This is a genomic window from Tessaracoccus sp. OS52 (assembly GCF_020687685.1).
Taxonomy (GTDB): Bacteria; Actinomycetota; Actinomycetes; order Propionibacteriales; family Propionibacteriaceae; genus Arachnia.
On the sequence record NZ_JAJEWM010000002.1, the window covers coordinates 336,267 to 360,272 of the forward strand.

Consider the following 24,006-nt stretch of genomic DNA (forward strand, 5'->3'; position numbering starts at 1 on the left):
CCGACGAGGGCCGTCGCACATCGCGCGGGAGGTTGGACCGGGCATCAACCGTTGGGTTGACACCCGGCCAACCCCAGGCCCGTGAAGCCTAGGCCCGCGGGTTGAAGGGATCCTTGACACCCTGGCCCATGTCCACCCAGATGCTCTTCTCCTCCGTGTACTCGCGCAGGGCATCAGGGCCGTTCTCGCGCCCGACGCCGCTGAGGTTGTAGCCACCGAAGGGAGTCGAGTAGCCCGTCTTGCGGTAGTTGTTGATCCAGACGGTCCCGGCCCGCAGCTTGGAGGCCACGCGGTGGGCCCTCGCGACGTCGCCGGTCCAGACACCGGCGGCCAGCCCGAACTGGGTGTCGTTCGCGATCCGGATGGCGTCGGCCTCGTCCTTGAACGGGATCACCGCCGCGACGGGGCCGAACACCTCCTCCTGGGCGATCATCATGTCGTTGCTGACGTCGGCGAACACCGTGGGCCTGACGAACAGTCCCCGCTCCAGTCCTGGCACGGTGACCGGGACGCCACCGGCCACCAGGCGGGCGCCGTCGGCCTTAGCTGCATCGATGAACTTCAGGACCTTGTCGTACTGCGCCCGCGACGCAATGGTGCCCATCTGGGTGTTCTCGTCCATCGGGTCGCCCACCTGGATCGCGTCGGCCCGCTGCGCGAGCTGGTCCACGATCTGCTGGTAGATGGTCTCCTGCACCAAGATGCGCGAGCCCGCCATGCAGGTCTGACCGCTCGCGCCGAAGATGCCCGCCACGAGCCCGTTGAGGGCGCTGTCGAGATCCGCGTCGTCGAAGACGATGTTGGGTGACTTGCCACCGAGCTCCAGCGTGACGCTCTTCAGCGTGGCAGCACCCGCGCCGGCGATCGCCTGGCCTGTGGCCGTCGCGCCGGTGAAGGCCACCTTGGCGACGTCGGGGTGCGACGTCAGGGTGGTGCCCGACGGGTGCCCCCAGCCGGTGATGACGTTGAAGACACCGGGGGGCAGGCCCGCCTCGGTGGCGAGTTCGGCGAACCGGATGGTTGAGACCGGCGTCACCTCGGAGGGCTTCGCCACGACGGTGTTGGCGGCGGCCAGCGCCGGGCCGAGCTTCCACGTCAGCAGCAGGATGGGGGAGTTGAACGGGGTGATGGCGGCCACGACGCCGAGCGGCTCGCGAACCGTGTAGTTCATCATCCCCCTCAGGTGCAGGGGGTTGGTGTTGCCGGTGGGCATCTGCGCCAGGCCCGCGTAGTAGTTGAAGTACTCCGGCAGCAGCTTGGACTGCCCCACCATCTCGCGGATGAGCTTGCCGTTCTCACGCACCTGGATCTCGGCCAGTTCCTCGGCGTGCTCGCCGATGATGCGCCCGAAATCGATCAGGAACCGCGCGCGGTCGGCGGCACGCCAGTCCGCCCACTCGCCGGTGAACGCCTGCTTCGCGCTCGCGACGGCGCGGTTCACGTCCTCGGCGGTAGCGTCAGGGACCCGCGCCCAGGGTTCGGCGGTGGCCGGGTTGTCGACGTCGATCAGGTCGCGCCCCTCGGGGTGGACCACCTGTCCGTCGATGTAGAAGCCGAAGGTCTCGGGTGATGTCATGACTGCCTTCTGAAGTTCGGGGGAGTGGTGAAGTTCTCTGCTGCGTATTTGGCGTCGAGCGCGTCGAAGCTGGGCTTGCGGACCAGGTCCTGCCGGAGGTTCCAGCTGGCCAGGTCGTCGAGCACGGACAACGTGTCGCCCTGCGTCTTCAGCGACTGCAGGACCTTGGTCATCCCGGAGATGCCGGCCCGCATCGCCGCGTTGGCGTACAGGACCATCGAGTACCCGAACGCCTCGAGGTCGGCCAGCGGCAGTTGGGGGGTCTTGCCGCCCTCGACGATGTTGGCCACGACGGGGCCGTCGACCCGCTTGGGGATCTCCTCGAGTTGCTCCCGCGACACTGGTGCCTCGACGAAGGCCACATCCGCGCCCTCGGCCAGGTACAGGGAGGCGCGCTCGCAGGCCTGGTCCAGGCCCACGACTCCGAGCGCGTCGGTGCGCGCGATGATCAGCACCTCGGAGTCGCCGCGGGCGTCGGTGGCGGCGTGGATCTTGCCCACCATCTCGCCCGCGGAGATGATGTCCTTCCCCTCGAAGTGCCCGCACCGCTTGGGGGTGATCTGGTCCTCGATCTGCAGCGCGTTCGCCCCCGCGCGGACCAGCTCGTGCACCGTCCGGCGCATGTTGAGCGCGTTTCCGAAGCCGGTGTCGGCATCCACCACGATGGGGATGTCGACGGCGTCGCGAATGGCTGCGACGTGCTGGGTCAGCTCCGAGAGCGACACCAGGCCGATGTCCGGCGCGCCGAGGAAGGTGTTGGCCACCCCCGCTCCACTGACGTAGAGCGCCTCGAAGCCGAGATCCTCGATCAGGCGTGCAGTCAGGGCGTTCGGGGCTCCTGGCAGCAGGAGCGGCGGTTGGCCTCGTTGCACACGGGACCTGAGGGAAATCCCCATCTAACTCTCCTTTGAGTTGGTGGCCGGGGCGTCGTCGCTCCCGGCCAGGATTGCTACGGCGTTCTGGCAGGACTGCATGAGGTGGTCCTCCAGCAGTCGGAGTGCGTCCTCACGCCTGTGGGCGACGAGGGCGTCGAGCATCTGCTCGTGCTCCTGCAGCGCGGCCAGTGCGCGCCCCGGCATCCGCGCTGAGCGGACCCGGGCAAGGTGGATCCGGCGCAGGGCGGACTCGTGGGCCTCGGCGACGGCCGGGCTCTGGGCAAGGCTCAGCAATTTCCGGTGGAAGTCGAGATCGCTCGGGTAGCTCCCGTCCGTGGCGCGCAGCGCCGCACGGGTCTCCTCCAGCATCTGCTTCAACTCGCCGAGCTTGTCGTCGGCCACCTGGCGCAGCGCCCACGTCTCCAGGGCAATGCGCAGGGAGTACAGGTCCCGCAACTCGTCGGCGTCGAACTTCTTGACGAAGTTGCCTCGATGCGCGTGGACCTCCAGCAAACCCTCGCTGGCAAGGCGCTGGAGCGCTTCACGCAGGGGCCCACGGCTCACTTCGAGGGATTCGGCGAGGCCCACCTCGTTGATGCGCTGGCCCGCCTGGAGTTCACCGTCCAGGATCATCGCCCGGACGGTCTGCTCCACGAGGGTGGCGTAGGTGGCCCTCGTCACTCGACCGGCGCCGGTGCTAGTCATTTCGCTGCTTCCTTCTTCGGTGCAAACTGTTGACAGTTGGCAGTTAGGGTGTGATCATCACATCCTAAGGATTGGCAGATGTCAATCACTTTCCGTCAAAGTGGATGGAGGAGTAGATGGCCGACGGTGGTCTCTTCAACCTGCAGGGCCGGGTCGCACTCGTCACGGGTGCTTCCGAGGGTGGACTGGGTTTCTGGTCTGCCCGCGGACTGGCCGCGCAGGGTGCTGCGGTCGCCGTTTCGGACATCGGTTCCGTCGATTCACTGGACAGCGTCAAGCAAGCCGTGGAGGGCGAGGGAGCCCCCGCCCTCGCTCTCCCGGCCGACCTGACCGACCCCGACCAGGTCGACCACCTCGTCGATGCCGTGGTCGAGAAGTTCGGCCGCGTCGACATCCTCGTCAACCACTCCGGCATCAACCTTCGCAAGCCGGCCTTCGAGACCACCCTCGAGGAGTGGAACCGGGTCATCCAGATCAACCTGACCGCCACCTTCCTGACCGCCCGCGCCGTCGCCTCGAAGATGGTGCAGCAGGGCTCCGGCTCGATCATCAACACGTCCTCGATCTACACCAACATCGTCGGCCCGCTGCCCGAGCCGGCCTACTACGCCTCCAAGGCTGGAGTCGCCAACCTGACGCGCGGTCTGGCGTCGGAATGGGGACCCTCCGGAGTGCGCGTCAACTGCGTCGCTCCCGGGCTCTTCTACCCGACCCGCATGACGGCCGCACTCGGCGAGGATCCCGAGCGGCTGGCGCAGATGACCTCCAAGACGCTGCTCGGACGCCTGGGTGACCCGGAGCGCGACCTGGCCGGCACCGTCGTGTGGCTCGCCTCCGACGCCGCCGCCTACGTCACCGGTCAGATCATCTACGTCGACGGCGGCTGGACCGCCAACTAGCACCCCGAACCTGAACCGAACCCGAACCAAAGACGCAAGACGACGAAAGGTCCATACGAATGGTCTCCCTCCTCCTGATCGATCTCCAGCGCGGCATGTGCGACGACGACGGCCCGGCCGGCGCCGGTGGCCTCGCGGACGCGGTGCGCGAGCGCCAGGTGCTCCAGCGCGCGGCCGAACTGCTGGCCACCGCCCGCGAGCGCTCCTGGGACGTCACCCACGTGCACCTCGCCTTCGACGCCTCCTACGGGAACCGCACCAACCGCACCGCTCGCTTCGGCGGGCACGAGGAGGCCAAGCGCTTCCTCGTCGGCAGCCGGGAGAGCGAGATCCGCGAGGAGGTGCGGCCGGCCGACGGCGAGCACGTCGTCGCCAAGGGTTCCGTGAGCCCGTTCGCCTCCACCGGCCTGCTGGGCGCCTACCTGGCGCGCGGCGTCGACAAGCTCGTCATCGCAGGGCTCGCCACCCACCTCGCCGTGGAGTCCGCCGCCCGTGAGGCCGCGGACCGCGGGATCGACGTCTACGTCGTCGCCGACGCCTGCGCCACCCCGGTGCCCGAGCTCCACGAGCACGCGGTCACCAAGACGATCCCGGCCTTCGCCACCGTCGTCAACACCTCCGACGTCACCTCGGGGGCTGACTTCTCATGACCTGGGACGTCGTCGTCGTCGGTGGAGGCCTCGCGGGCTGGGCGACAGCCGTGTCCGCGGCCGAAGCCGGCGCCTCCGTCGCGCTGCTGGAGAAGACCGACCGCTTCGGCGGCAGCACGGTGCTCAGCGGCGGCTTCTTCGCCTTGGCTGACACGCCGATGCAGCGGGACCTCGGAATCGACGACGACGCCCAGACCCTGGAGCAGGACCTCATCGCCGTGGGCGAGGGCCGCAATGACCGGGCCCTCGTCCACGCCTACGCGCAGGGGCAGCGCCACTTCTGGGAGTGGCTGACCGGCCACGGCTGGGAACCCCTCGACGTCGAACTGAGCTCGGGTCAGTCCGTGCCCCGCAGCCACCGCTCCAGCACCCCCGACTTCCTCCCCAAGCTGGTCGCGCGCGGGGCGGAACTCGGTCTTCAGGCGCAGCTCGGGGTGCCGGTCACGTCGCTCCTGGTGGAGGGCGGCAGGGTGGTGGGTGTCCGCACCGGAACCGGTGAGGTCCGCGCGCGGGCCGTCGTGATCGCCAGCGGTGGCTTCTCCCGCAGCGACGACATGCTCGCCCAGTACTCGCCCGCCAACCTGCGCGCGCTCCGCGTCGGCGGCTCCGGCTCCACCGGTGACGGCCTGCGCATGGCCCAGGAGATCGGCGCCGGCGCCAGGGACTTCGAGTTCATCAAGGGCACCTTCGGCACCCACCCGTCCACCACGTCGGACCAGCACCAGTTCTTCCTGGGCTACTACCTGGGCGCGATCGTCGTCGACGGCTCCGGCAGCCGCTTCGTCGACGAATCCATCAGCTACAAGCTCATCGGCGACGCCTGCCTCGCGCTGGAGGAGCCGATCGCGTTCCAGGTCTTCGACCAGAGCATCCTCGACACCGCCCCAGCCGGCGTCGCGCTGTTCGACCCGCGCCCCATGATCGAGGACGGAAAGGTCCTCGAATCCGACACCCTTGAGGGGCTCGCGGAACGCATGGGCGTCCCTGCGGCCGCGCTGACACGCACCGTGGACGATTACAACGAAGCGGTCCGCGGCGGGGCGCGCGACGAGTTCGGCAGGACCGGACTCGTGGCCGGCACCGGTGAGCTCCTACCCATCGAACACGCCCCCTTCTACGCGTTCCCGAGCACCACGGCCCTGATCGCCACCTACTGCGGCCTGTCCGTCGACCCCTCCGCGCGAGTCCTGGACGAGGCCGGCAGCCCGATCCCGGGCCTGTGGGCCGTGGGCGAGGTGGTCGGTGGTTTCCACGGCGCCGCCTACATGACCGGCACCTCGCTCGGGAAGGCGGCCTTCTTCGGGATCGTCGCCGGACGCAGCGCAGCGGCAGCCGCACAAGGGGAGGAGGCCGCATGAGCACTCCAGAAGACCTCCAGATCGACTTCGTCACCACCGCAGCCGACACGCCCCTCAAGGTCGAGGTGCTGGAGAAGGCGGCCCTCTGCCTGCTCGACGGCTACTCCCTGGCCCGCGCTGCCGCCGGGCATGAGGTCGTCGTCGCCGCCCACGACGCAGTGGGCAGCCCCCGCAACTACTCCGCCGCCAGCTGGGCCACCGGCGAGCAGCTCTCAGCCGCCGACGCGGCGTTCGTCAACGGCGTGGCCATCCACGCGTTCTTCCAGGACGACACCGACATGAACACCTGGGGCCACCCCGCCTCCGTGGTGATCCCGGCCGTCGCCGCCGCCACGGAGATCGCGGACGCCGGTTTCCCCGAGCTCCTTCGGGGACTGGTCGTGGGCTACGCGACGATGTCCTGGCTGGCCGCCCACGAGGAGGTGGCCCGCCAGCTGGTCGAGCGCGGCTTCCGGGCCAGCCCGACGCTCGGGGCGGTCGCGGCCGCCATGGGCGCCGCCAGCGTGCTCGGCCTGGACGGGGCAGCCGTGCGGTCCGCACTCGGGATCGCAGCGGATTCGCTCGGCGGGACCTTGGAGCCGGTCCGCGCCGGCGCCCAGGACTGGCGGTTGCAGAACGGTTTCGCCGCACAACGCGGACTGACCGCAGCGCTCGCGGCGCGGGCGGGCGTCCGCGGTCCGGAGCTGCCGCTCACCGGTCCCAAGGGCTTCCATTCCACCTATTGCGGGGGCGACCTGCCCGCGACCTGGGGCCGCGCCCCGGACGCCGAGGCGATCATGGAGGTCTGGTTCAAGCCCTACCCGATCCTCGGCGACAACATGGCGCCCGCCGTCGCCGCCTCCACCCTCACCGGCCGCGTCCGCGCGGAAGAGGTGGAGGGCATCACGATCGGCATGAACGCGCACTTCGCCGAGTACCCCGGCACCCAGTACGCAGGTCCGTTCGGCAGGGTGGAACAGGCCATCGCCAGCACCGCGTTCGGAGTGGCGGCGGTCCTGCTGCACGGGCCCTTCCAGTACTCCCAGTACGACGCGCTGCTGGCCGACGCTGACCTCCTCCGCCTGGTGTCCCTCACGAGCATCGAGCCGGACCATGCATTCGGCTACCTCGACGGGACCGTCGAGGTCCGCACCACCGGGACAACCCTGTACGCCCGCGCCGACGACGCCCCGCGCGAGTCCTTCTTCCGGGACCGGGCGACGATGCGGGACTTCCTCGTCCGCCGCGGGCAGCCGGAGGTCTCCACGCTGGCCGGCCAGCTCTTCAACGCCGTCGACGGGGCAACGTGGCCCGCCGTCGCCAGCCTCAACGCAACCATGGATCGGAGCAACCAATGACCACCGGAACCTATGACGTCGTCGTCGTCGGTGGTGGCGGAGCCGGACTGACGGCCGCCATCTCGGCAGCACTCAACGGGGCGTCCGTACTGCTGCTGGAGAAGCAGCCCGAACTGGGCGGCAACACCGCCCGCAGCATCGGTTCCATCCCGGGCGCCGGATCCCGGCTCCAGGCCGCGGCCGGCGTCACGGACTCGCCCGAGCAGTTCGTCAGCGACGTCGACGCCCACACCGGCGGCGCCTTCAACGAGGCGGGGCTCGGCACCCTGTCGGCCCGGTCCGCGGACCTCGTGCACTGGCTGATCGACGACGTCGGCATCCCGCTGTCCCTCACGCAGGACTACCGCCACGTCGGACACAGCGTGAACCGGCTGCACAACCCGCCCCGCCGCGAGGGCAGGGTGCTAGTGGACCATCTGGCCGACTTCGCACGTGCCCACGGCGTCCGCATCCTCACCGGCAACGGCGTCGCTCGGATCGAGCACTCCGACGAGGGCACCTACGCAGTGCTCACCGCCACCGACACCTTCACCACCGACAACGTCATCCTCGCCACCGACGGCTTCGGCGCCAACCGGGACATGGTGGCCAGGGTTGCGCCGCAGTACGCGGGACTGTCCTACCTGGGCGGCGAGGGCAACACCGGCGACGGCATCCGGTTCGGGACCGGCCTCGGGGGCCAGACCGCAAGCATGACCGCGGTCCTCGGATTCGCAACCATGGGGCTGCCCGACGGCGAACCCTCGGCCTGGTCGACCATGGTGTCCTGGACCGTGGTCGAGAACGGCGGCGTCGTCGTCGATCCGACGGGCGCCCGCTTCGCCGACGAGTCCACCGGCTACTCGGCCTTCGTCGACTCCATCCTCGAATCGGGTGGCGGTGGCCCCGTCTACGTGGTCTTCGACCAGCGGATCCTCGATTCGGTCAGCAAGTGGGAGGAGCGGTTCCGGCTGCTCGCCGAACGCGAGGGGTCCCCGATCCGCAAGCTCGACCCGGCCGCCCCCGAGTTCGGCCTCGACGCCGCGGTGCTGGGGGAGTCCCTGGCCTCCTACGCCCGGGCAGCCGCCGGCCAAGCCCCCGACCCGTTCGGCCGCACCGACTTCGGCTGGGCACCCCTGGAGGGCCAGCTCTACGTCGCACGTTCCGAGCCCGCCGTCCTCACCACACTCGGTGGGCTCGTGGTCGACGACCAGGCGCGCGTCCTGCGCGCCGACGGCCAGCCCATCGCGGGCCTCTACGCCGCCGGCGGCACCGCCCAGAGCATCGTCGGCACCACCGGCGCCCGCGGCTACATCTCCGGCGCCGGCCTCCTCGCAGCACTTGGATACGGGTACCTGGCAGGCAGCAGTGCAGCAGCCCGGGTCCCCGCCTCCACCAAGAACCACCCACTCCCGATTGGAGCCAAGCGATGAACCACACCTCCCACAACGACTACGACCTTGTGGTCGTGGGCGCCGGAGCAGCCGGGCTGTCCGCGGCGCTCACCGCCGTCGAGGAGTCACCGGACGCGAGGGTCGCAGTCCTCGAGCGCTCCGCGCAGGACCTCAGGGGCGGCAACACCCGCTGGTCGGGGGCCTACCTCCGCCTCGAGGCGCCGACGACGCCGGTCTCAACCCTGGTGGACTACGGGATGTGGGCCTCGAAGGGCAACGCCCGCAAGGACTACTACGAAGCCCTGGTGGCCGCGGCCCCGGAGGCGTTCGAATGGGTGCAGCAGCGGGGAGTGAAGCTGGCCCAGCTCCCCACGATCTTCGTGACCGTCTCCGCCCCTCGCTACCAGCCCATCGGCGGGGGCAAGGAGATCGTCGAGCCGCTCTTCGCGGAACTCGAGAAGTCCGGCGCGGACATCCTCTACGAGACCTCGGCCCGCCAACTCGTCACCGACGAGACCGGCGCCGTCACCGGCGTGGTGGTCTGCGGCCCCGACGGCGTGCGCCGCGTCCTCAACACCCGGGCCGTCGTGCTCGCCACAGGTGGCTTCCAGGGCAACCCGGAACTCATGACCCGCTACGTCGGGCGCAACGCCTACCGGATCCCTCCGATCTCGGTGGGCGGCGGCCACAACCGTGGTGACGGCCTGCTCATGGCACTCGAGGCCGGTGCCGCCACCGACGGCCAGTTCGACCTCTTCCACGCCGAGCCGAAGGACCCGCGCAGCTCGGTCGCCGAGGCAGTGGTCATGACGTTCCCCTACGGGATCCTCGTGAACAAGTCCGGCAAGCGGTTCATCGACGAGGCGGGCAACACCGTCGACCTCACCTACGAGAAGGTGGCCCGCGCCATCCTCGAGGAGGAGGACAGCATCGCCTACGCCCTCTTCGACCAGAAGGCCTGGAGCCTGGACGGCTGGGAGCATGCCGTCAAGACCGACGTCCCGCCGCTGGAGGCCGAGACCATCGAGGAACTCGCCGAACTCATGGGCGTGGACCCGTCCACCCTTCGCGCCACCGTCGACGCCTACAACGCCGCCTGCCCCGACGACGACAGCGCCTTCGCCGTCGACCGTCTGGACGGGCTCGTGGCCGAGCCCGAGGGCCAGCCCCGCAAGAGCAACTGGTCGCGCCGCATCGAGCAGGGACCGTTCTTCGCCTACCCGCAGATCTGCGCCAACGTCTTCACCTTCGGCGGCGTCCGGACCGACAACGACGCGCGCGTCGTCGACTCCGACGGCCACCCCATCCGCGGGCTCTACGGCGCCGGCGAGATGACCGGCCTCTACTACGAGGCCTACGCAGGATCCACGTCGGTCATGCGCTCCATCACCTTCGGGCGCATCGCAGGCCGCAACGCCATCCGGGAAGCAAACGTCCACACCGATTCCAACGCCTGAGCCAACCACGGCCTGGCCGAACTGACCGGACCCGAGGGTCCACACAAAGAACAAGGAGCCACTGATGTCTCGAAACAAGAAGATCGCAAGCACCATCATCGCCGCAGGACTCGCCATCACGCTGGCGGCCTGCTCCTCCCCGGGTGCGGAGGAGGGCGACAACGGAGCTGAAACCGCCCAGGGTGTCACCGCCGACACCATCAAGATCGGCCTGTTCGGACCCATGTCCGGTTCCGCAGCCGTCTTCGGCAAGGGCATCAACACCATCCACGCGATGTACGAGGAGATCAACGCCAGGGGCGGCATCAACGGCCGCCAGATCGAAGTCATCATCGAGGACGACGAGTGTTCCGGCGAGACCGCACGCCTCGCCGTCACCAAGCTCATCCAGCAGGACAAGGTGTTCATGCTCCACGGAGGTGAGTGCAGTGGAGCGGTCACCGCCGCGATGCCGATCATCAAGGACTCCGGCATCCCCTACATCATCGCCGGAGCGGCGGCTCACTCGCTCGTGAACCCGCCCACGGTCAACGTCTTCCACGGCTGGGCCGACAACACCGGTGGCACCAGCGCCGACGCCAACTTCGTCACCAGCTTCGCCGAGGACAACGGCGGCGCGGCCAAGATCGCCATCGTCACCCAGGCCGACGACTGGGGCAAGGGCTGGACCGACAGCTTCAAGGCCGCCCTCGAGGCATCAGGCAAGGCTGACTCGATCGAGATCGTCACCGAGATGGACCTGGCCGCGGACACCACCGACGCCACCGCGCAGGTGCAGAACCTCAAGTCCGCCGACGTGGACCTCGCCGTCGTCTACGCCTACCCCGACCCGATGTCGGTGTTCCTGCGCAACAAGTCCCAGCAGGGCCTCGACATCCCGGTCATCACCGGGCAGGGCACCTTCCCCGAGGACCAGCTCGACCGGCTCGGCAACGCTGAGACCGTCGGCACCTTCTTCTCCGCCTACTGCATGGCCGACACGCTGGACTCCGAGGCCCTCGCGCCGTTCAAGGACGCGACGGCCAAGCACTACCCCAATGACGAGTTCGACCTCAGCTCCATGCTTGGCGCATCCGGTGTCCCCGTCAACGAGAAGATCCTGACCGACCTGGGCGACGACCTCAACTGGGAGAGCTGGATCGCCCAGGCCGAGACCATCAAGGACTTCGAGACCGGTGCCGCGGCAGAGCCCATCTCCTACGCTCCCTTCGACGAGGCCGACCCGAACACCCGCCTCGGCGTGAAGACCTGCAACCTCGCCTACCTGAACGAAGAGGACCCGGACAGTGGCATCGTGGTCATCTCTCCGGAATGGTCGGAGTGGGCCGACCGCTGATGACCACTTTCGTCCAGAGCCTCATCGCCGGGCTCTCAGAAGGCTCCATCTTCGCCCTGATGGCACTCGGGATGGTGCTGGTGCTCCGCGCCACCACCATCCTGAACTTCGGCCACGCGGTGAACTTCATGGCGGCGCCGGTGCTGGTGCTCTTCATGACCAAGGCGGGGATCCCCCTCCTGGTGGCCAGCGCCATCGCCCTGGTCGCCGTCTTCGTCCTCGGCCTGGTGATCGAGCGGGTCACCATCCAGCCGTTGTTCAACGCCGAGCACCTCCCGCAGGTGTTCGCCACCGTCGCCGTCCTGTTCATCGGTGAGGGCGTCGTCCGCAGCCTGGTGGCCGTTCCGCAGCGGGTCCCCCCGATGATGGGCGACGCGGTGCTGCGGGTGGGGGGCGTGGCGCTCAACCCCCAGTACCTGCTCTCCATCGCGGTGCTGGTCGTGTGCCTCGTTGCGCTGGTGGTCGTCTTCCAGCGCACCTCGACTGGCAGGGTGCTGCGGGCGACGACGGAGAGCGTGCGCGGGGCGTCGCTCGTCGGCATCAACACCAAGCGGGTCTTCCTGATCACGTGGGCTGTGGCCGCCGTGCTGGGTGCGGTGGCCGGCCTGCTGGCCGCCCCCGTCTACCTGGTCTCTGCGGACATGGGTGCGAGGGCCGCCAACATGGCCTTCGTCGGCATGGCGCTCGGCGGCTTCGGCAGCATCCCCGGGGCTGTCCTCGGCAGCCTATTGGTGGGCGTGACCAACGTGCTGGCCTCCACCTATGTCTCCACCACCCTCGGTGACGGTGCGGGCTTCCTGCTGATCATGCTGGTCCTGCTCGTTCGCCCCCAGGGCATCCTGGGAACCCCGTCTGGAGCCAGAGCATGAGCACGCCAACTGAAGTGGTCAGGGCCGAGGGCGCGCTCGCCCCCGTCGAGGGCTCGGAGCCACCCAAGGCGGTGAGCGCCAGGGTCCCCACGCCGGCGAAGATCGGCATCATGCTCGTCGGCGCCGCCGCACTCATCGCGTTGCCACTCCTGCTGGGGGACTACCGGCTCCTGCTGGCCAACATGATGCTGATCAACGGCATCGTGGTGCTCGGCCTCGTGCCGCTGCTGGGATGGAGCGGGCAGTTCGCCTTCATCAGCGCATCCTTCATGGCCGTGGGCGCCTACACCGGCGGCCGGCTGCTGAACCTGGTCGACGGACTGCCGCTGGAGGTCGGACTGCTCGTCGGCCTGGCGGCCGGGGCGTTGGTCGGGTTGGCCTTCGGCGCGCTGGCGGTCCGGGTCAAGGGCTACTACCTGGCCGTCGTGACGGTGTCGTTCATGTTCGTCGTCGAGATGATCGCCCGCGAGGGCGGCGAGGTGACCGGCGGCGTCGACGGCTTCCTGATCTCGGCCCCGCCCGTGCTGGTGCTGGGGATGAACCCGCTGAAGGGGCTGTCCACCTACTACATCGGGCTGTTCCTCACCGTCGTCGTGCTCCTGTTCGTCCTGTGGTTGCGTCGGACCTCGCTCGCGCGCGGCTGGGCCGCGCTGAGCGTCGACGAGCGCTTCGGCGAGGCCGTCGGCGTCAACCCGTACCGCTCCCGGCTGATCGCCTTCGTGATCGCCTCGAGCATCATCGGCCTGGCCGGTGCCTGGTACGCGGTCGTGACCCAGTACATCCAGCCCCACACTTTCGGGTTCGGGCTGATGATGACCCACTTCGTGTTCCTCATCGTCGGTGGCGTCAAGTCGCCGATCGGGGCCTGGATCTCGGCGATCGTTCTCACGGTCGCTTCGGAGTACATCCGCTCGTTCGCGGGCATCAGCGAGATCGTCTACGGCGTCACCCTGCTGCTCGCGGTGCTGTTGATGCGCCGCGGCATCGCCGGTGTCATCGAGAAGATCACCCGGACCAGGGAGAGGTGGGCCTGATGGCTGCCGAAGTTCTCAAGTGCGAAGGCGTCACCGTCCGCTTCGGCGGCCTGGTGGCCGTCAACGACGTCTCGTTCACCATCGAGGAGGGCACCGTCTTCGGGCTGCTGGGACCCAACGGTGCCGGCAAGAGCACGCTGTTCAACAGCGTCACCGGCGTCGTCAAGACCAGTGAGGGCCGCGTCGAGCTGTTCGGCAACGATGTGACCGGCACGCCCGCGCACAGCCGGATGCGCTCCGGGGTGGCGCGCACCTTCCAGCTCGGCGGCCTGATCAGGGAGTTCACCGTCCTCGAGAACGTGGTGCTGGGGATCGACCACAGGGCCCGCATCGAGGGCGACCGGTTCGCCTCCGTCAAGCGCAAGAGGTTCCTGGCCGAGGCCCGGCAGGTCCTCGAGGACCTGAAGCTGAGCGAGTACGCCGACTACGAGGCCGGCGCGATCGGCTCGGGGACCCAGCGCGCGGTCGAGGTGGCGCGCTGCGTCGCCTCCGGCGCCAAGCTGATCCTCCTCGACGAGCCGGGCGTCGGTCTCACCACGCCGGACCGCAAGTTCCTCAAGGAACTGGTCTGGCGCCTGGCGGACAGGGGCACCAGCGTCCTGATCACCGACCACGACACCGACCTGGTCCTCGGCACCGCGGAGACGGTGCTGGCGCTCGACCACGGCACCGTGCTCCTGGTGGGTTCGGCCGACGAGGTCAAGAACGACAAGCGCGTCATCGACGCCTACCTCGGCACGACGGAGGAGGAAACGCCATGAACGACGTCGCACTGAAGGTCGACAACCTCTCGGCAGAGCGCGGAGGCGTCGAGGTGCTCTCGGGCCTCTCCTTCGAGGTTCCGATGGGCGGCACCATGTGTCTCCTGGGAGCGAACGGCGCCGGCAAGTCGACGGCCGTCGACGCCATCTGCGGGCTGGCGAAGAAGCGTGGCGGCCAGGTCCTGCACAAGGGCAACGACATCACCGGCCAGAGCTCACACCAGATCGTCAAGGGGGGCCTGGCGCAGGTCTCCCAGAACCGCGACCTGTTTCCCCAGATGAGCGTGGAGGAGAACCTGATCCTCGGTGGCATCGCCTCCAAGGGACGCAAGCGCGACATCAGCATGGACGCGATCTTTGAGAGCTTCCCCGTGCTCAAGGAGCGCATGAACCAGGCCGCGGGTTCGCTGAGCGGCGGTGAGCAGCAGATGCTGGCCATCGGGCGGGCGCTACTCACCCAGCCCGACGTCCTGCTCCTGGACGAGCCGACGGCCGGGCTCGCGCCGATCATGGTGCAGCGGGTGGTGGACAGCATCAAGTCGCTCGCCACCTCGGGGCTCACGCTGGTGGTCATCGAGCAGAACGTGGAGGTGGCCCTGGCTACCACGGAGCACATCGTGGTCCTGCGGCGCGGGGAGACGGTCTACGCGGGGACGAAGGAGGAACTCGGCAGCGACTACCGTGCGGAGCTGACCAACTTCTACGTGTGACGCTGGACCCCTGGGTGGGCCGGTGGCGCGCAGGCGCGAGCAGTACGTCGATGCCTGCCAGCCGCCGGCTCAACCCGTTCTCAGCTGCCGGACCCGCAACTAGAGTCGGGGGCATGTCCCAACTCGACCACATCGTCATCGCCGGACCCGACCTGGCGGCGCTCGCCGCCGAGTTCCACCGCCTCACCGGGGTCGCGCCCGTGTCCGGTGGGCAGCACGAGGGGCGCGGGACGGCCAACCACCTCGTCGGGCTGGGTGAGGTCCGCTACCTGGAACTCATCGGACCCGACCCCACGCAGGACGAGCCCGCGCAGCCGCGCCCGCTGCGCGTCGACGAGGTGACCGGCACCACGGTGGTCGGGTGGGCGGTGCGGCCCGACGACATCGACGCCCAGGTCGCGTCCGCCCGATCCGTCGGCTACGACCCCGGCGACCCCGCGGCAATGTCGCGCACCACGCCGTCGGGGGACGTCCTGGCCTGGCGGCTGACCTCCCCGTCGGGAGGCCTCGACGGCGCCATCCCCTTCCTGATCGACTGGCAGGACAGCGCCCATCCCTCGGGAGGACTTCCCGAGGTGACGCTCCGCAGCTTCACCATCACCCACCCGGACACCGACGGCGTGCGCGCGGCCCTCGCTGCGGTCGGGGCGCTGGGTCCGGTGAGCGCAATCAGGCGCGGCGACGCCGTCGGACTTGCCGTGGAACTCGACACTCCCAACGGGCGGGTCCGGATCGGCTGAGCGGCAGCGTCGTTGGGTGTGGTGGTTCTGATGGCTGACCAGCACAAACACCACAGCTAGCTGCAGGGCGGGCCCGTCGTTCTCCACAACCGCTGTGCTTGGTGGAGTTGCGCTGCGCGGCACCGCCAGAGTGTGCGGCATGTATGCGAAGAAGTCGCCGAGCGGGCAGTTGCTGACGCGGGCTCGCTCGCAGGCAGGAGTCATCACGAGCCGCCAACTCGACGAGTTCGACTCGCCCCTCGGAGCTCGGCGACGGTGGATCGACGGCTGGGTCCGAATGGGCCAGGGGTACTACTGCCTGACGAAACCCTCGTTCGAGAGCTGGTGCTGGGCGGGCATCCTGAAGGCGGGCGAGACCGGGGCGATCACCGGAACGGCGGCTGGACACCTCCATGGCTTCGTTGCTGACCCGCCGCGCTCGATCACCATCTACCACCAGCGCTGTGAGCCGCTGGCGTCGATGGGCGACGAGGACTTCGAGGTTCACTTCCGACGTGGCGTGCGGGCGGCGCGCGGGGCCCCGGGGCGCACCGCCGTCGAGGTGGCGATCCTCGACCTTGCCCGGGAGTCGACGCAGCATCAAGCCATCGCCGCCCTCACCCGTGCCGTCGCCGAGCGGATGACCACCCCCGAACGCATCCTGAGAGAACTGGAGCAGGTCACGCGCGTTCGTCACCGAGGGGTCCTTCGGGCGTTGTGCACTGAGGCAGAGCAGGGGGTGCAGTCCGTGCTGGAGTGGCTCTTCCTGAAGGAGGTGGTCCGACGCCATGGGCTGCCTGCCCCGGCACTGCAGGTCTCGCTCGTCACAGGCACCCGAACCGACGCCGTGTTCGAAGGGTTCGGCTTCGTCGTCGAGTTGGACGGCAGACTGGGACATGAGGACGAACCCTTTCGAGACCTGGCGCGGGACAACCGCCTGACCGCGCGTGGGGTCCTGACGCTGCGCTTCGGGTGGCACGACGTCGTGGCGAGGCCCTGTGCGGTGGCGCACCAGATCAAGGAACTCCTCGAACTCAAGGGCTGGAGCGGCACGGCACGTAGTTGCCCCGAGTGTCCGCCTGTTTCGCCTGCCTCTGGCTGATCCGGGGCTCGCGCTTCACTGTGGTGGTTCTGCAGGTTCACCAGCAGAACCACCACAGCTAGCGGAGTCCCCGGCGCCTACTGGTTCAGAAGATCCGGTTCACGATCTCCGCGGGGGCCATGAGCAGGCGTTCGATCTCGTCGTCGAGCCTGACCAGCGTGATCGACGCGCCCGCCATCTCCAGCGACGTGCAGTACTCGCCGACGTAGCTGCGCGCGATGGTCATGCCCTGGGCCTGCAGCTTCTCCGCCGCGATCCCGTAGACCAGGTACAGCTCGCTGATGGGGGTACCGCCCAGGCCGTTGACCATCAGCGCGATCCGGTCCCCGGACTCGAACGGCAGGTCCGGCACGATGGCGCCGAGCACCTCGTCGACGATTTCTTCCGCCGAGACCAGCTTGGCGCGACGACGTCCCGGCTCGCCGTGGATGCCGACGCCGAGCTCCATCTCGTCGTCGCCCAGGTCGAACAGCGGCGCGCCCTTGGCCGGCGGGGTGCAGGCGGTCAGCGCCACACCCATGGTGCGGGTGACGGAGTTGACCTTCTCGCCGATCGCCTTGACCTCCTGGAGGCTCGCGCCCTCCTCGGCCAGTGCGCCGCAGGCCTTGATCACGAAGAAGTTGCCGGCCACCCCTCGCCGCCCGACGGTGTAGAGCGAGTCCTGCACCGCGACGTCGTCGTCGATGAACAGGGTGTCGCACAGGACGTCGTCGGCCTCCGCCATCTCCTGGGCCATCTCGAAGGCCATCTTGTCGCCGGTGTAGTTGTTGACCAGCAGCAGGACACCTTTGTCGGAGGCCACCCGCTTGGCGGTCTCGTAGACGTAGTCAGCCGGCGGGGCCGCGAACACGTCACCGGGACAGGCGGCGTCGAGCATGCCCTTGCCCACCACCATCACGTGCGCCGGCTCGTGGCCGGAGCCGGAGCCCTGCACGATGCTGACCTTGTCGTTGTTCGGCGCATCGGCGCGCATGATCAGGTTGTACTCGGGCACGTACTTGATGGTGTCCGGGTTGGCGAGCGCGATTCCCTTGAGCATCTCGGGAACGAACTGCTTGGGATCGTTGACGAACTTCTTCATTTTCTACCCCTTGCGTTGGTTGGAGTTGCGGTGTTGGTCTGTCAGTCGTCCGGCCAGGTGTCGGCCAGCTTCTCCGCGATCACGGCGACGGCGGTGGCGCCCGCGTCGACGGAGCCGATGCTGCGCTCACCCGTGTAGGAGGCGCGGCCCCGTCGGGCCTGCATCGTCGAGGTGGCGTCGGCGCTCTCACGGGCCGTGGTGGCGAAGGCCCGCATCGCCTGCTTCGGCGAGCTGCCCTTGGCGAGCTCGGCCTCGAGCGCGTCGGTGGCCGGGACGAGGGCGTCGAGGAGGGTCTTCTCACCCAGTTCCGCGTGTCCGCGGGCCTTGATGCCTTCGACGGCGGCGCGCAGCCCGCGCACGACGTCGTCGGCGGTGAACTCCTGCGACCCCTTCAGGGTGGTGCCCATCCGCAGGAACGCGGTACCCCAGATGGGACCGGACGTCCCCCCGATGCGGGCGGAGAACGCCATCGCGACCTTGGAGATGAACACGCCCGGGTCGGCGCGGTCGAACTCGTCCCACTTCTCCTTGATGATCTCGAAGCCGCGGGCGAGCGAGTAGCCGAAGTCGCCGTCGCCCACCACCGCGTCGAGTTCGCCGAAGTAGCGCTCGTTCTCCAGGATCGTGTCGGTGATGGTGGTGATGACGCGCTCGACGTCGGTGAGTGTTCCCGGCATCAGCTGTTCCTCCTTGATTCGTCGATGAGGCGCCGCAGGTCCGCCAGCTCGACCATGCGGCCGCCGAACTCCGCCGCCTCGGGCGTTGATGGGACGGGGTTGTCGGGGTCGCCGAGGTGGGGGAGCACACGGGCTGCGCCCGGGAACTCCTCGTCGACGGTGTAGGTGCTGGTGGTGACGAGGGTGGTGAGGCCGGCGGCCAGCGCCGCGCGGCAGCCGATGTCGCTGTCCTCGACCACCAGGCAGTCGGCCGGGTCCAGCCCGAGGTCGTCGAGCACCTTGAGGTAGATGTCCGGCGCCGGCTTCTTCTTCTCCACGATGTCGCCAGCGAAGACGTGGCACCGCGCCGCGCCCTCGGTCCCGACGGCGTTCTCCAGCACGGCGCGCACCGACGCCTCTGCCGACGTCGAGGCGACGGCCACCGTCCAGCCTGCGTCGAGGGCCTCGGTGATGATCCGGTGGATCCCGGGCCGCGCCGGCAGTTCCCCGGCGCGGGCGCGTTCCTGGAAGAGGGCGGACTTGCGCTTGTGCAACGCCGCGATCAGTTCGGCGCGCGCCTGCTCGCCCTCGTGGCCGTGCTCCGCGCAGAACTCAGGTGTCAGCACGCTGGCCATGCGTTCCTTGCCGCCGCCGATCTGGAGGCGCCGCCCGTACTCCTCTTTGCTCCACCGGATCGGCAGCTCGAATTCGGCGAAGGCCTGGTTGAAGGCCGGCAGGTGCCCGTCGAGCTCGGTGTCGGCGAGCACGCCGTCGCAGTCGAAGATCAGCGCCACCATGGCTCAGGCCCTCCCCGCGCTGCCGAAGACCTTGGCCATGTCCATGGCGAGTTGACGCATGGCCGCAGCCTGCACGTCGAACAGCTTGACCGGCTCCCACTTGTCCTTGGCCTCGCACTCCTTCAGGTGCTCCAGGCCGGACTTCATGAACGCGTGCTTCAGGGCGGTTGAGATGTTGACCTTGGCCGTTCCGCGGGAGATCATCTCGCGGAACTGGTCGTCGGACAGACCACTGCCGCCGTGCAGCGCGATGGGGACGGGGTGGGCCTCGACGATGGCGCTGACGCGGTCGAAGTCCAGGACCGGAGCGGTCTTGTAAGCGCCGTGGGCGTTGCCCAGGGCCGGCGCGAAGACGTCGACGCCGGTGGCCTCGAGGTAGCGCAACTGGACGTCGAGGCTCTGGCGTTCGCTGGGGGCGTCGCTGCCGAGGCCGTCCTCGACGCCCATGATGGCCTCGATCTCGCCCTCGACCGCGGCGCCGTGCCGCCGGGCCTCCTCGACCACCTCGATCGTCTGGCGCTGGTTCTCCTCCACGGGCAGTTCGTGGGCGTCGAAGAGCACCGAGTTCCAGCCGTTCTCAAGGCACTCTGTGATCACTGCCCGGTCCGGGCAGTGGTCCAGGTGCAGGGCGACGGGGACGGCGAGGTCGCGCGTCAGCGACTCCCAGATGGCACGGATGGTGCGTGCCCCCATCTGCTTGACGGTCTTGACCGACGTCTGCACGATCAGCGGCGAGCGGACCTCGGCGGCCCCCTCGAGCACGCTGGCCATGCTCAGCTCGTTGAACACGTTGATGGCCGGGACGCCATAGCGCTCCTTGAAGGCTGGCGCGAGGATCTCCGGCAGCGTACTGATGGGCATCGTTGCTCCTGGTTCTACCTGCGGACCTCCCACCCTACGGAGCGGTCCGCCGGCCAGCCATGGGGAAAAACCCCCACGGCGGGTGGGGGATGGTGTGGGGGTAGGGTCGAGTTGAAGTTTCAAGGAGTTGGGTCTAGGATGTGATTGAAACTTCAACCACTACTTCGGGAGAATCATGACCATCCTTCGTGTGGACGCCAGCATCCAGGGCGACAACTCCGCCAGCTCTGCTCTCGCCGACCTCGTCCTCGACCAGTTCAAGGCCGCGCGCCCCGACGTCCCCGTCGTGACCCGCCACGTCGGCCAGAACCCCCTGCCCGCCGACGCGTGGGCGACCGCCGTCTTCGCCGGTTTCACCCCCGAGGAGGACCGCACCCAGGCCCAGCGCGAGGCGCTCGAGCTCGCCCAGACCATCGCCGGTGAGCTGCAGCAGGCCGACAGCGCCGTGCTCGCACTGCCCCTGTACAACTACGGCGTCTCGCAGCACGCCAAGATGTGGATCGATCTGGCCATCGCAGGCTCCGCCCCCGCCGCCCGCCTGCTCGACGGCAAGCCGGTCGTCCTCGTCACCACCCGCGGCGGTTCCTACGGCCCCGGCTCCCCCCGTGAGGGCTGGGACCACAACGTCGACTACCTGCGTCGCATCCTCGTCGACATCTGGGGCGCGGACCTCAAGGTCGTCGAGCGCGAGTTCACCCTCGTCGGCGTGAACCCCGCCCTCGACAAGTTCACCGACGTGGCCGCGGAAATGCACGAGGCCGCCAAGCAGGAGGCCGCCAACGCCGCCGACGCGCTGGCCGAGCGCTACGCCGCCTGAGAGCTCAGGTCGCCTGACTGGTCTGCGCGATCAGCTCGGTGCGGCTGTGCACCCCATGCTTGCGCAGCACCGAGCCGACGTGCTTCTCGACTGTCTTGACCGCGATCCCGAGCCGGGACGCGATCTGCTTGTCGGCCAGTCCCTCGCGGATGAGCTGGAGCACCTCCTGCTCCCGTGAGGTCAACCGGGTCTGGACCCCGGCCCCAGGGCCGGGGTCCAGCTGTTGCAGGATCCCGCTGAACACCAGGACGTCGCCCTGCGCGGCGGCGACGACCGCGCGCCCGAGGGCGGTGGCGTCGGCGGTCAGCGGGATGATGCCCCTGACGCCTGCCGATGCGAACTCGCGCATCGTGTGGTCAGCGTCCTCGTCCAGCAGCACCACTACGGGAACCTCCGGCGCGACGTCGCGCAGTTCGGCCACCAGGTCCGCGTCGCCGCGCGCCACCCGGCTGCCCACCAGCACGACGGTGGGGTGCAGCAGTCGCACGGCCTCGGCCGCGGCGCCGGCCTCACCGATCTCGGCCACCACTTGCACGCCCGGTTCGCTGTGGCTGAGCAGGCGCACGATCCCGGCCCGCATCGCGGGCTGGTCGTGGATCACCACCACCCGCAGGCGCGGGGCGTCGGCGACGTCGTCGGCGGTTCCCCGGTAAGGCAGGTCCGCCCGGACGCGCGTGCCCCAGCCGGGCGTCGAGTCGATGTGCACGCGGCCGCCCACCTGAGTCGCGCGTGCGACCAGCCCCGCGAGCCCGACGCCGCTGGCGTGGTGGGCGCCCGGATCAAAGCCGCAGCCGTCGTCCTCGACGATGACCGCCACGGCATCGGTCATGTAGACGAGGCCGAGGCGGACCGTGCTGGCGGCCGCATGCTGGGCGACGTTGGTGAGACTCTCCTTGGCGATGCGGATCAGCTGCGCCGCCACCTCGGGCCGGAGGGGCTGCGGGTCGCCGAAGGTGCGAAACGACGTCGAGACCCCCGCGATGGCCTCCGTCCACTCCAGTTCCAGGGCAAGCGACTCCTCGACGTTGCGTCCTTCGGTGTCCTCCGGGAGACCCCACAGCGCCCGCCGACCGTCGCTCAGTACCGACTCGACGGTTCCCCGGACCTCCTGGAGCAGGGCGGCCACCGGCTCGCCCTGTCGGGCCAGTTCCGTGGCCCGTTCCAGCTGCAACAGCGCCGTCGCCAGGCCCCGGGCGAGCGCGTCGTGCAGGTCGACCATCGAACGCTCCCGTTCGGCCCAGACCGCTGACGCCTTCGCCCGTTCCGCCGCCTCGGCGTGGAGGCCGGCGTTGGCCATCGCTATGGCCGCATGCGTCGCGAACCTCTGGAGGAGCTGGGCGTCGTCGTCGGCGAACGCGCGCTCGTCGTCGGCGGCGAAGACCACCAGCGAACCGATCAGGTCGGAGCGAAGCCGGATCGGGACCCCGAGCACGGCCCGGTCGTACAGCGGGCTCCCGGCGGCGACGTGGCCGCCCGGGACGTCGGCGTAGTGCCGGAAGATGACGGGCTGGCCCGCCCGCGCGACGGCGCCGGTCACGCCCTCCTCGAGCGGGAAGACCTGCCCCGCCTGGCAGCCGGCCTGCATGTCGATGTGCTTGCGGTAGGTGCCCGTGCTCTGGTCCACCAGGCACAGGGAGCCGCTCTCGCAGCCCAGCAGCCCCACCGAACTGCGCAGGATCAGCTCCAGCAGTGGCTCCAGCCGAAACTCGCCCGCCAGGCCGTCGGCCACGCGGCTCAACGTGTCCAGCGACGCGAGGTCGCGGTGTTCAGGCTGCATCGTCGCGCTCCTGAAGAGGTCCCGGAGGGCCGATGCTACTCGCCGCCGGGCGGCGGCACACGGTTTGCTGCGAGGCGGGGTGCTCAGTCGAGGTCGAGACCGGCGAACAGGTCCTCGGCCGGGCCGTCGCCCGCGGGGAACGGGACGCCGCCGGCGTACAGGTAGGCCTCGCCCGAACCGTCGAGTCCACGCATGATCTCGAAGAACTGCCAGAACTCGTTGCTGGAGTCGACCTGGCTGCGGTGGGCCAGCAGCGCGGCGCTCGCCTGGGGGGCGTACTGCCCGAAGGGGACGACGGCGGCGATCTTGGACGGGTCGCCCATGCGGTCTCCCCGGGCCTCCGCCTCGTCGTCGTCGAAGACCTGCAGGCCCTGCGCACGGGCCGCTTCGAGCGCCTCGCGCCATTTGCCCATGTTGTGGGTGCTCCACACCAGCCGTGGCACCTGCCAGGCCTCGCCCAGGTCCGGGCGGTGCGACGGCACCCCCGCCAGAGCGGCGGCATACATGGTCACGCGGTGCGCCTGGATGTGGTCCGGGTGGCCGTACCCGCCGAACGGGTCGTAGCAGCTGACGACGTGCGGGCGGCGGTCCCGGATGACCTCGACGAGGTGGTTGGCCGCCTCCAGCAGGTCCGCGGTCCAGAAGGCGCCCTCGGGCAGTTCCTCCGGCGGGATGGCGTTGCCCTGCTCGTCGCGTCCCATCCCCGAGTCGTGGTAGCGGCCCGGTCCTCCCAGCCAGACGTGGTCCGTGACGCCCATGATGCCCAGGGCCTCGGCGAGTTCGGAGAGCCGGTGCTTCCCTAACTCCTCGGGGGAGAAATGGGCCCAGTCGTCCACGAGGATCTCGCCCATCTCGCCCAGGGTGCACGTCACCAGCGTCACCTGCGCGCCCTCTGCGACGTACCGGCTGAGGCTCCCGGCCGACTGGCTGGACTCGTCGTCTGGATGCGCGTGGACGAACAGGATGCGACGGTTGGTGCTCACGTCGCCCAAGCCTAGTCGCCAACGGGGCTGTATTCCGCTGGTCGCCGGTGATCTCGACACGTCGCCGCTCGTTCCTCGCGGGCTCCTACTCGATCAACGGGGTGGGGGTGGTTCGCCCCATCGCTGGTCGCTGGTGATCTCGACACGTCGCCCACTCGATCAGCGGGGTGGTTCGACCCATCGCTGGTCGAGTAGCTGGCGAGGGACGAGCCAGCGTGTCGAGACCCAAGGACGCGAACCCGGCGTGTCGTGGACGCAGACCGTCCACGACAC

General features: G+C 69.3%; 23 protein-coding genes. 14 read left to right on the plus strand and 9 right to left on the minus strand.

Going from position 1 to position 24,006, the window contains the following annotated elements; all coding sequences use genetic code 11:
* Nucleotides 1-88: 88 nt before the first annotated feature.
* From LKO27_RS11080 to LKO27_RS11090, 3 genes are read right to left on the minus strand one after another with little or no spacing between them, the layout of a single operon-like run.
* Nucleotides 89-1,576 carry an aldehyde dehydrogenase gene (locus tag LKO27_RS11080; RefSeq protein WP_227737564.1) on the minus strand — a complete coding sequence of 496 codons (1,488 nt, stop codon included), beginning with the start codon at nt 1,574-1,576 and terminating at the stop codon, nt 89-91.
* The gene (locus tag LKO27_RS11085) at nt 1,573-2,472 is read right to left on the minus strand and encodes an oxaloacetate decarboxylase (protein WP_227737565.1); all 900 of its coding nucleotides are present in this window, start codon (nt 2,470-2,472) and stop codon (nt 1,573-1,575) included. Before LKO27_RS11085 ends, LKO27_RS11080 begins: the two co-directional genes overlap by 4 nt.
* A complete protein-coding gene (locus LKO27_RS11090) occupies nt 2,473-3,156 on the minus strand; it encodes a GntR family transcriptional regulator (protein ID WP_227737566.1) in 684 nt (227 codons plus the stop codon).
* 116 nt (nt 3,157-3,272) lie between these two features.
* On the opposite strand from LKO27_RS11090, the gene LKO27_RS11095 reads away from it, so the two are divergent.
* The 13 genes from LKO27_RS11095 (at nt 3,273) to LKO27_RS11155 (ending at nt 16,761) form a co-directional block, all read left to right on the plus strand.
* The gene (locus tag LKO27_RS11095) at nt 3,273-4,055 is read left to right on the plus strand and encodes an SDR family NAD(P)-dependent oxidoreductase (protein ID WP_227737567.1); all 783 of its coding nucleotides are present in this window, start codon (nt 3,273-3,275) and stop codon (nt 4,053-4,055) included.
* Between the two features lie 59 nt (nt 4,056-4,114).
* Nucleotides 4,115-4,705: a cysteine hydrolase family protein gene (locus tag LKO27_RS11100; RefSeq protein ID WP_227737568.1), complete on the plus strand. Its 591-nt coding sequence runs from the start codon at nt 4,115-4,117 to the stop codon at nt 4,703-4,705.
* The gene (locus tag LKO27_RS11105; RefSeq protein WP_227737569.1) at nt 4,702-6,063 is read left to right on the plus strand and encodes an FAD-dependent oxidoreductase; all 1,362 of its coding nucleotides are present in this window, start codon (nt 4,702-4,704) and stop codon (nt 6,061-6,063) included. Before LKO27_RS11100 ends, LKO27_RS11105 begins: the two co-directional genes overlap by 4 nt.
* Nucleotides 6,060-7,400 (plus strand): MmgE/PrpD family protein, encoded by a 1,341-nt coding sequence (locus LKO27_RS11110; RefSeq protein ID WP_227737570.1) that lies wholly within the window; start codon nt 6,060-6,062, stop codon nt 7,398-7,400. Before LKO27_RS11105 ends, LKO27_RS11110 begins: the two co-directional genes overlap by 4 nt.
* Nucleotides 7,397-8,812, plus strand: coding sequence for an FAD-dependent oxidoreductase (locus LKO27_RS11115; protein ID WP_227737571.1), 1,416 nt, complete (start codon nt 7,397-7,399; stop codon nt 8,810-8,812). Before LKO27_RS11110 ends, LKO27_RS11115 begins: the two co-directional genes overlap by 4 nt.
* Nucleotides 8,809-10,230 carry an FAD-binding protein gene (locus tag LKO27_RS11120; RefSeq protein WP_227737572.1) on the plus strand — a complete coding sequence of 474 codons (1,422 nt, stop codon included), beginning with the start codon at nt 8,809-8,811 and terminating at the stop codon, nt 10,228-10,230. The genes LKO27_RS11115 and LKO27_RS11120 overlap by 4 nt, the downstream gene beginning before the upstream one ends.
* 64 nt (nt 10,231-10,294) lie before the next feature.
* The gene (locus LKO27_RS11125; RefSeq protein ID WP_227737573.1) at nt 10,295-11,566 is read left to right on the plus strand and encodes an ABC transporter substrate-binding protein; all 1,272 of its coding nucleotides are present in this window, start codon (nt 10,295-10,297) and stop codon (nt 11,564-11,566) included.
* Nucleotides 11,566-12,435 (plus strand): branched-chain amino acid ABC transporter permease, encoded by an 870-nt coding sequence (locus LKO27_RS11130; protein ID WP_227737574.1) that lies wholly within the window; start codon nt 11,566-11,568, stop codon nt 12,433-12,435. Before LKO27_RS11125 ends, LKO27_RS11130 begins: the two co-directional genes overlap by 1 nt.
* The gene (locus LKO27_RS11135; protein WP_227737575.1) at nt 12,432-13,469 is read left to right on the plus strand and encodes a branched-chain amino acid ABC transporter permease; all 1,038 of its coding nucleotides are present in this window, start codon (nt 12,432-12,434) and stop codon (nt 13,467-13,469) included. Before LKO27_RS11130 ends, LKO27_RS11135 begins: the two co-directional genes overlap by 4 nt.
* A complete protein-coding gene (locus LKO27_RS11140; protein ID WP_227737576.1) occupies nt 13,469-14,230 on the plus strand; it encodes an ABC transporter ATP-binding protein in 762 nt (253 codons plus the stop codon). The genes LKO27_RS11135 and LKO27_RS11140 overlap by 1 nt, the downstream gene beginning before the upstream one ends.
* A complete protein-coding gene (locus LKO27_RS11145; protein ID WP_227737577.1) occupies nt 14,227-14,940 on the plus strand; it encodes an ABC transporter ATP-binding protein in 714 nt (237 codons plus the stop codon). The genes LKO27_RS11140 and LKO27_RS11145 overlap by 4 nt, the downstream gene beginning before the upstream one ends.
* 113 nt (nt 14,941-15,053) lie before the next feature.
* Complete coding sequence (locus LKO27_RS11150) at nt 15,054-15,680, plus strand: VOC family protein (RefSeq protein WP_227737578.1); 627 nt, start codon at nt 15,054-15,056, stop codon at nt 15,678-15,680.
* A gap of 139 nt (nt 15,681-15,819) precedes the next feature.
* Nucleotides 15,820-16,761, plus strand: coding sequence for a DUF559 domain-containing protein (locus tag LKO27_RS11155; protein WP_227737579.1), 942 nt, complete (start codon nt 15,820-15,822; stop codon nt 16,759-16,761).
* An 85-nt stretch (nt 16,762-16,846) separates the two neighbouring features.
* Here LKO27_RS11155 and dhaK read toward each other — a convergent pair whose 3' ends face one another.
* The 4 genes from dhaK to LKO27_RS11175 are packed head-to-tail and all read right to left on the minus strand — an operon-like array spanning nt 16,847 to nt 20,156.
* Nucleotides 16,847-17,842 (minus strand): dihydroxyacetone kinase subunit DhaK, encoded by a 996-nt coding sequence (gene dhaK / locus LKO27_RS11160; RefSeq protein ID WP_227737580.1) that lies wholly within the window; start codon nt 17,840-17,842, stop codon nt 16,847-16,849.
* A 41-nt stretch (nt 17,843-17,883) separates the two neighbouring features.
* A complete protein-coding gene (gene dhaL, locus LKO27_RS11165) occupies nt 17,884-18,519 on the minus strand; it encodes a dihydroxyacetone kinase subunit DhaL (RefSeq protein WP_227737581.1) in 636 nt (211 codons plus the stop codon).
* Complete coding sequence (locus LKO27_RS11170) at nt 18,519-19,295, minus strand: HAD-IA family hydrolase (RefSeq protein WP_227737582.1); 777 nt, start codon at nt 19,293-19,295, stop codon at nt 18,519-18,521. The genes dhaL and LKO27_RS11170 overlap by 1 nt, the downstream gene beginning before the upstream one ends.
* A gap of 3 nt (nt 19,296-19,298) precedes the next feature.
* Entirely contained in the window at nt 19,299-20,156 is an 858-nt protein-coding gene (locus LKO27_RS11175; protein ID WP_227737583.1) for a class II fructose-bisphosphate aldolase, read from the minus strand.
* A 175-nt stretch (nt 20,157-20,331) separates the two neighbouring features.
* Here LKO27_RS11175 and LKO27_RS11180 point away from each other — a divergent pair, with 175 nt between their 5' ends.
* Nucleotides 20,332-20,973 (plus strand): FMN-dependent NADH-azoreductase, encoded by a 642-nt coding sequence (locus LKO27_RS11180; protein WP_227737584.1) that lies wholly within the window; start codon nt 20,332-20,334, stop codon nt 20,971-20,973.
* Between the two features lie 4 nt (nt 20,974-20,977).
* Here the strand turns inward: LKO27_RS11180 and LKO27_RS11185 are convergent, their stop codons facing one another.
* The gene (locus tag LKO27_RS11185; RefSeq protein ID WP_227737585.1) at nt 20,978-22,750 is read right to left on the minus strand and encodes a LuxR C-terminal-related transcriptional regulator; all 1,773 of its coding nucleotides are present in this window, start codon (nt 22,748-22,750) and stop codon (nt 20,978-20,980) included.
* A gap of 83 nt (nt 22,751-22,833) precedes the next feature.
* The gene (gene mshB / locus LKO27_RS11190; protein WP_227737586.1) at nt 22,834-23,733 is read right to left on the minus strand and encodes an N-acetyl-1-D-myo-inositol-2-amino-2-deoxy-alpha-D-glucopyranoside deacetylase; all 900 of its coding nucleotides are present in this window, start codon (nt 23,731-23,733) and stop codon (nt 22,834-22,836) included.
* Between the last annotated feature and the right edge of the window lie 273 nt (nt 23,734-24,006).

Coding starts and splice junctions, on each gene's coding strand:
- LKO27_RS11080 (WP_227737564.1), bottom strand. CDS start 1,576: ATGACATCACCCGAGACCTTCGGCTTCTACATCGACGGACAGGTGGTC.
- LKO27_RS11085 (WP_227737565.1), bottom strand. CDS start 2,472: ATGGGGATTTCCCTCAGGTCCCGTGTGCAACGAGGCCAACCGCCGCTC.
- LKO27_RS11090 (WP_227737566.1), bottom strand. CDS start 3,156: ATGACTAGCACCGGCGCCGGTCGAGTGACGAGGGCCACCTACGCCACC.
- LKO27_RS11095 (WP_227737567.1), top strand. CDS start 3,273: ATGGCCGACGGTGGTCTCTTCAACCTGCAGGGCCGGGTCGCACTCGTC.
- LKO27_RS11100 (WP_227737568.1), top strand. CDS start 4,115: ATGGTCTCCCTCCTCCTGATCGATCTCCAGCGCGGCATGTGCGACGAC.
- LKO27_RS11105 (WP_227737569.1), top strand. CDS start 4,702: ATGACCTGGGACGTCGTCGTCGTCGGTGGAGGCCTCGCGGGCTGGGCG.
- LKO27_RS11110 (WP_227737570.1), top strand. CDS start 6,060: ATGAGCACTCCAGAAGACCTCCAGATCGACTTCGTCACCACCGCAGCC.
- LKO27_RS11115 (WP_227737571.1), top strand. CDS start 7,397: ATGACCACCGGAACCTATGACGTCGTCGTCGTCGGTGGTGGCGGAGCC.
- LKO27_RS11120 (WP_227737572.1), top strand. CDS start 8,809: ATGAACCACACCTCCCACAACGACTACGACCTTGTGGTCGTGGGCGCC.
- LKO27_RS11125 (WP_227737573.1), top strand. CDS start 10,295: ATGTCTCGAAACAAGAAGATCGCAAGCACCATCATCGCCGCAGGACTC.
- LKO27_RS11130 (WP_227737574.1), top strand. CDS start 11,566: ATGACCACTTTCGTCCAGAGCCTCATCGCCGGGCTCTCAGAAGGCTCC.
- LKO27_RS11135 (WP_227737575.1), top strand. CDS start 12,432: ATGAGCACGCCAACTGAAGTGGTCAGGGCCGAGGGCGCGCTCGCCCCC.
- LKO27_RS11140 (WP_227737576.1), top strand. CDS start 13,469: ATGGCTGCCGAAGTTCTCAAGTGCGAAGGCGTCACCGTCCGCTTCGGC.
- LKO27_RS11145 (WP_227737577.1), top strand. CDS start 14,227: ATGAACGACGTCGCACTGAAGGTCGACAACCTCTCGGCAGAGCGCGGA.
- LKO27_RS11150 (WP_227737578.1), top strand. CDS start 15,054: ATGTCCCAACTCGACCACATCGTCATCGCCGGACCCGACCTGGCGGCG.
- LKO27_RS11155 (WP_227737579.1), top strand. CDS start 15,820: ATGTATGCGAAGAAGTCGCCGAGCGGGCAGTTGCTGACGCGGGCTCGC.
- dhaK (WP_227737580.1), bottom strand. CDS start 17,842: ATGAAGAAGTTCGTCAACGATCCCAAGCAGTTCGTTCCCGAGATGCTC.
- dhaL (WP_227737581.1), bottom strand. CDS start 18,519: ATGCCGGGAACACTCACCGACGTCGAGCGCGTCATCACCACCATCACC.
- LKO27_RS11170 (WP_227737582.1), bottom strand. CDS start 19,295: ATGGTGGCGCTGATCTTCGACTGCGACGGCGTGCTCGCCGACACCGAG.
- LKO27_RS11175 (WP_227737583.1), bottom strand. CDS start 20,156: ATGCCCATCAGTACGCTGCCGGAGATCCTCGCGCCAGCCTTCAAGGAG.
- LKO27_RS11180 (WP_227737584.1), top strand. CDS start 20,332: ATGACCATCCTTCGTGTGGACGCCAGCATCCAGGGCGACAACTCCGCC.
- LKO27_RS11185 (WP_227737585.1), bottom strand. CDS start 22,750: ATGCAGCCTGAACACCGCGACCTCGCGTCGCTGGACACGTTGAGCCGC.